Source organism: Hymenobacter sp. AT01-02, assembly GCF_000961955.2.
GTDB lineage: Bacteria > Bacteroidota > Bacteroidia > Cytophagales > Hymenobacteraceae > Hymenobacter > Hymenobacter mucosus.
In genome coordinates, this window is record NZ_JZIR02000001.1 from 62,838 (window position 1) to 72,812 (window position 9,975).

General features: G+C 55.7%; 6 protein-coding genes. 1 reads left to right on the top strand and 5 read right to left on the bottom strand.

Annotation, left to right across the window (positions count from 1 at the left end):
- Positions 1 to 27: 27 nt before the first annotated feature.
- The 4 genes from VI25_RS00310 to VI25_RS00325 form a co-directional block, all read right to left on the bottom strand.
- Positions 28 to 1,980 (bottom strand): DUF3857 domain-containing protein, encoded by a 1,953-nt coding sequence (locus VI25_RS00310; protein ID WP_082455331.1) that lies wholly within the window; start codon positions 1,978 to 1,980, stop codon positions 28 to 30.
- Positions 1,977 to 4,031, bottom strand: a complete 2,055-nt coding sequence (locus VI25_RS00315) for a DUF3857 domain-containing protein (RefSeq protein ID WP_045688376.1) — start codon at positions 4,029 to 4,031, stop codon at positions 1,977 to 1,979. Before VI25_RS00315 ends, VI25_RS00310 begins: the two co-directional genes overlap by 4 nt.
- Before the next feature lie 166 nt (positions 4,032 to 4,197).
- Positions 4,198 to 6,234, bottom strand: a complete 2,037-nt coding sequence (locus tag VI25_RS00320; RefSeq protein WP_045688375.1) for a hypothetical protein — start codon at positions 6,232 to 6,234, stop codon at positions 4,198 to 4,200.
- A 153-nt stretch (positions 6,235 to 6,387) separates the two neighbouring features.
- On the bottom strand, positions 6,388 to 7,590 hold the full coding sequence (locus VI25_RS00325) for an MFS transporter (RefSeq protein ID WP_045688374.1): 1,203 nt from the start codon (positions 7,588 to 7,590) through the stop codon (positions 6,388 to 6,390).
- A gap of 224 nt (positions 7,591 to 7,814) precedes the next feature.
- On the opposite strand from VI25_RS00325, the gene VI25_RS00330 reads away from it, so the two are divergent.
- Positions 7,815 to 9,482, top strand: coding sequence for a catalase (locus tag VI25_RS00330; RefSeq protein WP_045688373.1), 1,668 nt, complete (start codon positions 7,815 to 7,817; stop codon positions 9,480 to 9,482).
- 129 nt (positions 9,483 to 9,611) lie between these two features.
- Here VI25_RS00330 and VI25_RS24965 read toward each other — a convergent pair.
- A partial coding sequence (locus VI25_RS24965) for a hypothetical protein (protein WP_055562159.1) occupies positions 9,612 to 9,975 on the bottom strand: 364 nt, incomplete at its 5' end.

The window sequence follows — 9,975 nt, forward strand, 5'->3', positions numbered from 1 at the left end:
TCGCGTGTTTGATAAGGGTAGTAAAGCTTACGCTTCCGTTTTTACAAGTACCACTTGTGCTTTGTCAGCGGCGCTAACTCGGCGGCGGAAATCTAGATACGCTGGGTAGTCAGTGCGTGAGAAGCGGGTATTAGGCATCAGCAGGCGCCGTATGTACAAGATGTTGCCGTCGGGCATCACCTGCACTTGGCTCAGGTAGTCACCGAAGGGAGTGGCAAGCTTCACGGGCGCTGGCAGCTGCTCCGGCCGAAACCCTGCGGGAATGTGCAAGCGCACCGTATCGGTATACGTGTAGGCATGCGACAACCAGATATCCGTGCGCCGCTCGCCTACCGTGGCACGCGGGGCAGAGGTGCGGCACAGCAAATTAGGAGTTATGAATACGCGCTTGCCATTGGGCGGAGCCAAGGCAGGAACGGCAAGCGTCAGGTTCTCGGTAAGAACCGGAACCGCTCCTGATTCATCGGGCGTCAAACTAAACTTCGTGATAGTGAAGCTTGGTAAGGGTAGCCGGTCGCCGAGGCGCTTTTTCTGCTCCGATGGGGCCAAGCCCGTCAGGCCTGCAATAGCGTCGAACTCCAAGCCGGTGTGGCGGGTACGAATGCTTGCCGTGGCATTTCCTTGCAAATCAAAGTGCACATCAGCGCGGCGCTCCCGCCGGTTTTCCGCAGCGCCGTAGCGCGGGGTGGCTACTAAGCGTCCGCCTTGGGGTAGCAGCAGCAGGGCGTGCCGGTTGCCCGTGAAGCTGCTCATGTAGCCAAACGGGTTAGTTTGGTCCGTGCACTCCAGCCATACCGTGTCGGGGCGGGTGCTGGTCAGTGGCACGCACAGCACTACGTGGTTAAATTGGGAGCTTGGGAAATCCGTTCGAATATCCTGGGCAGTAGACCCGGCGCGCACCAGGGCGGCATAGGACGTCACGCCGGCTGCTTGCAGCAGCGCTTTGCAGTAGTTAGTCAACGCTTTGCAGTCGCCGTAGCCATTAGCGGCCACTGAGCTAGCCGGGAACGTTTGCCACCCACCAATGCCAAGTTGAATAGAAATGTAGCGCGTGTTGGCTTGTAGGTATTCGTACACCTTGCGAATGCGGGCGCGTTCGTCCTTCTCGCCCCGCCCCAACGCCGCCATTTGAGCTTGGATGGCTGGCGGCAGCACGTCGCGGCCGGCATTGAGGTCATAGGTCCATTTACTCAAGTCTTGCCAGGAGGAAAGACGCCCATGATACCCTTCCACCTCAAACTCGGTGGGGGCAGTGAGAACCATAGGAGCCAGTTCCGAAACCGGGGGGGAGTCTGCCTCGTCCTCAATAGCGGCCAGGTTGCGTACCTGCCATTGAAACACATCAAGAGCCCCCTGCTTACTGCGGACCAAGGCCCCATCACTAGGAAGATGACGCTCTTGGAAGCGCAAGGGCAGGCTTGTTGGGGTCAGAACGCGAAACGTGGCCTGCTCTACTGCCAGTTGCTCTGCCGGCTGAGGACGCCACGTGGAGTAAAACAACGGGTTGTCGGAAACCACTTCGTATTCAAACTCCACCGTATAAGGATAACTTGGCTGACGCAGGTCGGCGGTGCGGCCGCGGGCATCAGTAGCAAGGCTAAACCCGTCGGAAAGGCTTATATCGTGAATATCCGCCGTACGAAGTTGGCGCACTACCCGACCTGCCTCATCGTACACGGTGCCGCGGAAATACGTAATCGTATTCAGCTTGTCGTAGTACACTACTTCCGTAGCCCACTGCGAACCAGCCTCATCTAGCACCGTTACGGCGCGGCGGGTGGTTTCTACCGTGCGTCCCACCGATTTTACTGCCAAGCTTTCGTCTTGACGACGGACAACGGCGTGCGCATTCTCGCGTAGCGAAGAAGGCAGGGCCGCCACGGGGTACTGTGGTGTGCCCGCGCCAGCCAGTGCGAAGCTGGGAAACGCTACCCCCGCAACCAGAACAACTCTCTGTAGCTTAGAAAAGAACAGGCTCATGATTTTTTCTTTAGTACCAACTGCTCACCCTGCTTGGTAAGTAGTTGATTGAAGAACTCACGTAGGTAAACATATTCCTCTGCCGAGTACACCGGCTTGAGAAGGTTGAGACGGCTGGTAATCTGAATTTTGCCCGGCGTGGGCTGCACGCTATATAGGAAGCGGCCCCCGCCATTGGGCAAGTCTACGATGCCTGATTTTGGTGTTTCCTCTAGTTCGTAGCCCGTAGGCACGGTGATGTTCATAATCACCGTTTCATCGAGCAGGGCACCAAAGTCTACTGGGAAACGACGGTCCTCGTGCAAGAAGGGGTTTTTGTCCATGCCGAACTGCCGCATCGGGTTGATGTAGAGCGTGCTTGCTGGAGCTTCAGCGCCGGCCGACGTAAACTCATATTCCAGCAGTAGAGGCTGGTGCAAAGCGTCGCGCTGCTGAAACGTGTATTTCGGAATGCTCCAGCCATCATGATCAGCTAGCAACTCTTCTATGTACTTTTTCTCGCCTAGGGTGCGCAGTCTATCACGCTGGCTAAGCGCCCGGTAACCCCCATACTCTTGGCGTACCGTGCCCGTTAGGCCACCTTTCTCGTCTAGCACAAGCTGTATTTGGCGGTACATCTGCTGTCGTTTAGACGCCGACGCCAGCGGCACCCAGCGTGCATCGGCGTCCTTGGCCGTGACCAAGCGGCCCTGACCATTCAGGCACCGGTACGGAAGCATACCGCACGGAGCTAGCTCTTCAGTAGCATCTACGTACAGCTCCTGGTTTTCCCCTAGGGTCACCATGCCCACCACATAGTTAAAATTGCTCAGCAGGGGCAGCATCTCGTTGGCCCGGCCATGGTCGCGCGTGCTCAGCAGCACGGGATGGGCCGTTAGGCCGGCTTCGCGCAGTAGCGCAATAAGGAGCAAGTTCACATCGGCAGCCGTGCCCGTCTTTTGTTCATATACGCGGCGGATCGGTACCGAACTGTAGACACCAGCCCGGCCATTGTATTTCACCGCCTGGCGCACAAACTGGTGCACGGCCGCGGCTCGCGCGGCTGGGTCAGGATACTTGGTTTTGAGAGTGGCCATTTCGGCCTTCAAGAAGGAGCCTTTGCTTAGTTGGCCGCCAAAATTCTCGTCCTGAATTAGCTCACTGTTAATCTTTTCCCAGCTGTCAATTACAGACTTATATGGCTGACCTGGCCATGTTATACCAGCCAGTTCGAAGTCAATGTGCGATACGTAATCGGCGGTAGTAGTCATGTAAGGTTCCTCGCGCAAGGGCACTACATCTTTCATGGCCCACCGGTAGTTTGTAACCCGGGGAGTAAGCGAAGCCGATCCACCTGATTCGCGGCCGCCATTTAAGCCTGGCGTGATGGTAGGAGCCCAGCGCACACTGTACTGGCCCATACCCTCCGTGCGCTCTTGCACCGCGAGGGGTTCGTAGCCCTGGAGCAGCATTTTGTAGTCAAAGTATTCTGGAATACTTGCGCGGTACTCGCTCCACCGCACCGGAATATCCGACTGAAAGGTCCAGTCCTGAAAGTTGAATATGAAGTCGGAATTGACGGTGTAGGTAAACTCGATAACGGAGCCCTTCCGGACGTTGGGGAGCGTGAACTTGCGCACGGTCCAATTGGGGCCACTTTCCTCTTTAAAGATAGCATCGCCTTCCAACTTGTCCTTCACTACCTGACCATTCACTACGTTATAGGTGAGGCCGCGCAGGTTGGTTAGCTTTTCCTCCTTACCATTCTTATGGTACAGCGGTACACTTATCGTTGCATGGTCGTAGCCACTTTTTTTAAGGATCTTGATGCGAGCTACGCGTTCAAACACCACCTTGAAATCATCGGAGCCGACCTCAAAGCGTGAGCGGCCGTAATCGCACAGCACAACGGCTTCTGCAGCGCTATCGGCTACAAAATTGGCTTCTGAAAGATCTTTCTCGTCAATCTTACCGAACTTGATAGGGTCGGGAGCTTGGGCTCGTGCCGCGGTAGTGGCCACCCCCAAAAGCAGGCCTGTTAGTACCAGGCGAGAGGGTATGTTTTTGATCATATAGAAAAATTATAGAGGTAGCAGGGTCGGCTCTTTAAGATACTCGGCAGTATGGCTATTGCTACTGTGCCACAGTAAATTAGCTGAGTAAATAGGTTGGCTGAAGCTTAGTATGCAGCGCGTAGCTACGCAGGCACCAGCGAGGTATTCTATAAAAGGCTGAGCGCTACTTGGCCTGCTTGGTGAGAACCAAGGGCTCATCCATTTTGGCAAGGGCTCTGGCATAGAGCTCTCGCAAGGCTACGTATTCGTTGGGGGAATACTGCGTTTTGTTGAGAGCCAAGCGAGCCGTGATTTGTAAGGTCTCGGGCGACAGCTGGCTGACACTATATAGGAACCTGCCACCGTCATTGGGGAGGTTGAGCAGCGCACTAGTGGGCAACGAAGTAGCGCTGTAGCCGGTAGGTAAATGCAGCTTTACCGAATATTCTAAGCGGCGGCTGCTCGGTAAATCCACGGGAAACAGGCGCTCATCGTGGCGGAAGGGCGACGCACCTGGGCCCAGGTGTTGTAGCGGCCGTACGTACATCGTAGCAACGGCCTCTTCTGCCCCCGCAAGCCGAGTTGTAAATGTAACTACTAACGGCTTGCCCAACTCATTGGTGCCTGCCACATCCGCTCGCTCCACCGTCCAGTCTGGGTGGGTGCTCTGCCATTGCTTGCGCAAGGCATGCTCCGACTCGCGGGCCGTACTCCGTGCCGATGGCGCCGCATAGCCCGCGTATTCCTGACGAATGGTGCCACTTATGGTACTGCGTGCGTCCAAGGTGAAGTCGGCGGCGGTATATACCAAATGCGTTTGGGTAGTTGTAAGCGGTACCCAGCGGCCCGTGGTGCTAAGTAAGCGCCCTTGGTTATTGAGGCAGTGCTCTGGTAGCAGGGTAAAGGGTAGCAGGGGCTCAGTGGCATCCAGCAGCAACTCTTTCCCATCGGGCAGGGCCACGTGGGCTACCACGTAGTTGAACTGGCTCACGACTGGCAAGTCCGTCTGAATGCGCCCGTGGGCACGCGTGCTGAGTAAAAGAGGGTTGGCCGTAAGGCCCGCATCGCGAAGAGTGCGCACAAGCAGTAGGTTTACCTCGCCAGCCGTACCATGCCGCAACTCTAGTAGCTTTTTAGCGGAGTGTTCAGCGTAAAGCGTATTGGTGCCATTGTACCCCACTGCTTGCATAACCAAGGTACGGACGGCATCGGCACGTGCTGGCAAATCGTTCGCGTGCAGCGTAGACAAGGCCGCAGCACCAGACGTCAACGGGGTAGCACGCTCCAGAAATCCCCCAAACTCTTCGTCCTTCAGTAAGTTTTTTTCAATCTGTTCCCAGGTGCCTACTACAAACTGGGGCTCTTGATCTGGAAATTGAATGCGTTCGAGCTCAAAGTCCACCCGGCTGAGATAGTCGCGCGGTGTTGTGAGGAAAGGCTCCTCCCGGAAAGCGGGTGCATCTTTCAGTACCCAGCGCCGGGCTACTGCCTGGGTAGAAATGTTGTATACCTTATCACTGGCGCCAGCGGAGTACCCGCCATGGCCGTCACTTGTTTTGGAGCGGTAGCTGGTTCGGTAAAAAGGCGTTGTAGTCTCGTTGACGGCAAACGGGAGGTAGGAACGAGAAATTTCCTTGTAGCGGAAAAAGGAAGGAACCGTGGTACGGTACTCGCTCCACCGCACCGGAATTTCTTGCTGGAATTGCCAGTCTTGCAGATTAAAGACGAAGTTGGATAGTATAGCGTAGGAAAACTCTATTACTGAGCCCTCACGCACATTGGGGAGGGTGAAGGCATATTCATCAACGTTGGCCGTGAGTTTGCGCGAGAATACAGCGTCGGTCTTCAGCGGTTCCTTCTTCCATTCGCCCCCTACCAGGTTGTAAGTAAATCCTTTTAGCTGTTGTAATTTTTCCTGCTGACCATCGCGGTGATACAGTGGCACTTTTACGGTAGCCCACTCGTATCCCGTGCGGCGCAAAATGTGTACCCGCGTAATTCGGTCAAAACGCACCACAAAGCCATCCATGCCACCCTCAATCTTTGACTGCCCGAAGTCGCAGAGTACTTCGGCTGGTGCTGTAGTGTCTGCAGGAGCGCTCGGAAGCTCCTTTGCCGAGAAGCTACCGAGGTGTATTGGGATGTCTTGCGCTATAGAACGAGTAGAATTGAGCAGAAGCCCAGACAGGAGCGCACACGACCACAGAGTGGCCACTTTCATTGGAGTAGATAACACGCAAATAGGACGTTTTTAATAACAGTGCGCGCCTTGCATCGGCACAAAAACCTGGATAAAGATAAGGGATTATGGTATAGAACAACGCATATTCTTGCTCCTTATTCTAGCAAAAGGAGTACTCAAACTGCTTAGGCACTACTGCGCTGGTACGGTTTGCTTTTCCCGCACACCCACGAGCAGATAAACTAGCGCTCCTACGGTGCACGCCATGCTGAGGCCGTGCACGTAAGGCAAACGGGCAGGCGTATTGCTGAACAACCAGCCGGCCAGTACAGCACCCAGCCCAATACCTACTTCTAGGGCAATATACATGGTTGCTACGCCGCGGCCTCGTCGCTCAGGATGGCTGCGGTCAATAGTCCAGGCGTAGAGGGTGGGAGAGTTGAGGCCCGAACCCAGCCCAAATAGAACTGCTGCGCTCAGAAACAGCGTAACGGAAGAACCAGCCAACGCAAGCAACCCCAAGGAAATAGCCATGACGGCGCTAGAGACTCGCAGTACGGGCACCCGGCCGTAGGTATCGGAAGCACGGCCGGCCACCAAGCGGATGGCAAGGGAGGCTACGGTATAGTAGGTAAGGAATAAGCCTTTATTGGCCGGGCCGAGACCTAGGGCTTGACTCTGATCGGGGGTGACGGTTAAGATGGCACCAAAAGGGAACAGGCACAGCAGCGTGACTAGAGCCGGCTGGAATACCTGCGGGTCCAGCACCTCGGACCAGTGTATGCGCAGCAAGGACCAAGTGAACCGCTGCCGCTGGGCTTGCGGTAAGGTTTCCGTCATGGTGCCTTGAACAAGCAGGCTCAGCAGGGCCAGCCCCGACGAAAGATAGAACAGCGTGTTGAGGGACGTAGCTGCCGTGATGCGGGGCCCAATGGACGGCCCAAAGGCCATGCCTAGAGTGCCTGCTACGCCAAGTAAGCCCATTGCTTCCCCACGTTTGTCGGCTGGTATGATGTCAGCAATGAATGCCGCTGTGCCCGTAGGCTTGAAGCCCGTGCTGAACCCGTGCAGCAGCCGCAGCCCCAGAAATGCCGCTACGGTGCTGGTCCAGGGGTAAAAGAAGCCACACACGAAACAAACCAAGGAGCCAAACACCATTACTGGAATGCGGCCTACCGTATCGGCCAGCTTACCGCTAAATGGCCGGGAAATAGCGGCTGTGAGGGTGAACAAGGCAATAATTAATCCTTTGTAGTCGCCACCACCTAGCCGGGTAAGGTAGTCTGGCAACTCCGGCAGGAGCATGTTGAAGCTCATGAAAAACAGGAACGACGACAAGCACATCAGCCAGAAGCCGACGGTATATACTCGGGGTGAAGAAGAGGTAGCAGACATTTCGGCCGCAAAGGTAGGGTAGCGTACCCAGGCAGGCGGTATGCTAGGCGTATTTCTGCGTTGAACCCGGTACGGGGCCCCGCTTCCCCCTTACACCTGATAGGCAGCTAGTTTGCCCCGGAAAAGAAAAAATGACAAAATTCTTTCGGAGAAAAATTCTCCACTAGACCTAACCTCCGTTGTACCTTGCCTGTTGTTACACCCACACATAACAAGGTACAGGTATGGCACAAGACCAGCAGAATCAACCGCAAAACGGCGTCTCCGGCGACGGTACGGGCACGGCCGTAACTGGGGCAGGCACTTCCCACGACTCCCGCACTGCGGAAGGAGAAAATGCACAAACGCTGACCACCCGCCAGGGCCACCCTCTCACCAACAACCAGAACCTACGTACCGTGGGCAACCGCGGTCCAGCTACGCTGGAGAACTACCAGTTTCTGGAAAAAATGAGCCACTTCGACCGGGAGCGAGTTCCGGAGCGCGTAGTGCACGCTCGTGGTGCTGGTGCCCATGGGGTATTTGAAGCATACGGTAAAGTAGGCGACGAGCCTATTGAAAAGTACACCCGCGCTAAGCTGTTCAACACGCCTGGCAAGCAAACGCCCGTGTTCGTACGCTTTTCTACGGTAGGCCACGGTGGTCACTCCCCCGAAACCCTGCGCGACCCCCGCGGTTTCGCCGTAAAGTTCTACACCGAAGATGGCAACTGGGACCTGGTAGGTAACAACCTGAAAGTGTTTTTTATCCGGGATGCCATGAAGTTCCCAGACCTGATTCACTCGCAGAAGCCTGACCCAGTACACAACCGTCAGACGGGTGAGCGTATCTTCGACTTCATTGCTAACACGCCGGAGGCCATGCACATGGTTTCCTTCCTGTTCTCGCCTTGGGGTATTCCTGCTAACTACCGCCAGATGCAGGGCTCGGGCGTAAACACCTACAAGTGGGTGAATGCTGCCGGTGAAGCTGTACTGGTGAAATACCACTGGGAGCCGCTACAGGGCATCAAGAACCTGACCCAGCCCGAAGCCGAAGCCATTCAGGCCAAGAACTTCAACCACGCTACCCAGGACCTGTTCGACAACATTAAGGCCGGCAACTTCCCGCAGTGGGAACTGTTCGTGCAGATCATGAGCGACGACGAGCATCCTGAATTGGACTTCGATCCGCTCGACGATACTAAGCTGTGGCCCCAGGACCAGTTCCCATGGCTGCCAGTAGGTAAGATGACGTTGAATAAAAACCCTGAGAACTACTTTGCTGAAGTAGAGCAGGCTGCATTCGGTACGGGCGTACTAGTAGATGGCCTAGACTTCTCGGACGACAAAATGCTGCAGGGCCGTACGTTCTCGTACTCCGACACGCAACGCTACCGTGTAGGTACTAACTACCTACAACTGCCCATCAACGCGCCCAAAAAGCACGTAGCTACCAACCAGCGCGATGGTCAGATGGCCTACCATGTTGACTCGGCGCCCGGCCAGAACTTGCACGTAAACTACGAGCCCAGCAGCCTCAATGGCTTGAAGGAAGCTCCTCGTACGGCACCTGAGCATACGCCCCAATACTCGGGCCGTTTGCTGCGCGAAACCATTGACCGCACCAACAACTTCAAGCAAGCAGGTGAGCGGTACCGGTTGCACGAAGATTGGGAGCGTGATGACCTCATCAACAACATGGTGGGCGCGCTAGCCGACGCAAACAAGGTAGTGCAGGACAAGATGATTGAACTGTGCACCAACTGCGACCCAGATTGGGGCCAGCGTGTAGCTGAAGGTATCAAAATGGCTAAGAGCGGCCAGGATGGTGCTACCCAGGCCAACGAAAGCAAGGCTGCTGAAGCCGTGGCGCAAGCCGAATCAGTAGCGCACGAAGCGAAGCCTTACTAATCTAGACTTCCACGAGTAACAAAAAGGCCCCAGCTTGTGTAGCTGGGGCCTTTTTGCGTGTACTGGCTACCGTGTAGTAGTCAGTGGGTAATGATGTTTAGAAGTCCGATTTCTTGCTCCGGAAGTCGTTTATATATCATCTGGCAATGTCGTGGTGGAGTCCATCACCTCACCTTCTTGGGGCGTGGGGGGTTCTTGCTCAGGAATGACCTCCGGCGCAGATTCTTGAATGGTGTCTTCCTCACGGGAAGCACCACCCTCATCTGTATCCAGAGTGAGCGTATCGGGCTGAATATCGGAGAGAGAAGGCGCCGTTGCTTCCGCCTCTTCCTGGTCTACCGATTCGCGGGTCCTGGTATTGGATTGGGGGGAAGGCTCTGGGTCCTTGAGCTTGTTCGACAGGTGCACTAGGCCCCACGCTCCCATGGCTAAGCCGCCGGCAGCAGCTACTAGCAACGCCACCCGCGGCCAGCGCAGCTGCCAAGCCGACTGA